Origin of the sequence: Desulfovibrio sp. JC022 (assembly GCF_010470665.1) — a bacterium.
In the GTDB taxonomy this organism is placed as follows: Bacteria; Desulfobacterota; Desulfovibrionia; order Desulfovibrionales; family Desulfovibrionaceae; genus Maridesulfovibrio.
In genome coordinates this window covers 1-595 of record NZ_VOPZ01000068.1, presented here as the reverse complement: position 1 = coordinate 595, position 595 = coordinate 1, and the positions used below count along the sequence as shown (strand labels likewise).

Annotated in this window: 1 protein-coding gene; it reads left to right on the top strand. The window is 45.2% G+C overall.

The genetic code is table 11. The features are described 5' to 3' along the window. The first annotated feature begins 80 nt into the window (after window positions 1-80). Window positions 81-509: an IS200/IS605 family transposase gene (tnpA, locus tag FMS18_RS20265; protein WP_163296454.1), complete on the top strand. Its 429-nt coding sequence runs from the start codon at window positions 81-83 to the stop codon at window positions 507-509. Window positions 510-595 lie beyond the last annotated feature (86 nt).

The window sequence follows — 595 nt, the reverse complement described above, 5'->3', positions numbered from 1 at the left end:
TTTAATCGTCCGCCTCTAAGGTTAAATCCCCCGGCTTCAGCCGGGTAGCTTTCAGCTAGTAGTTGCTTTATATTCTCCGTATGGAATACCGCAGAGGCAGTCATACGAAGTACAAAATTGAGTATCACTTTGTTTGGGTCACGAAGTATCGCTATCAGATGCTACAAGGCGATTTAGCCGTTAGAGTCCGCGATCTTGTGCGTCAAATATGTGAGCAGATGGAGATTCAAATTTTACGTGGTGTGGTGAGCAAGGATCATGTTCATATTCTTGTTTCAGCCCCACCGCATATAGCTCCCTCTGAGATTATGCGTCGAGTTAAGGGTAGAAGTTCGTTCAAAATATTTGACGAATTCCCACAGGTTAAAAAACGATACTGGGGCCGCCATTTTTGGGCTCGCGGTTATTTCTGTGTAACAGCAGGAGAACTCACGAAAGAGATGATCCAAGAATATTTGGCTCATCATTTTGAACGCAATCCTAACGATGGTTTCGACATTGAGAATTAACCGGCTGCGTTAGCCTGCCGGTGTTATGCTGGACTTTCAGTCCGCTAGCTCAAACCCACCAGCTTCTAGCTGGTGGTTGTTTAGTA

Bases quoted from the DNA above. Each gene is read 5' to 3' on its own strand.
- tnpA (WP_163296454.1), top strand. From the start codon at position 81: ATGGAATACCGCAGAGGCAGTCATACGAAGTACAAAATTGAGTATCAC.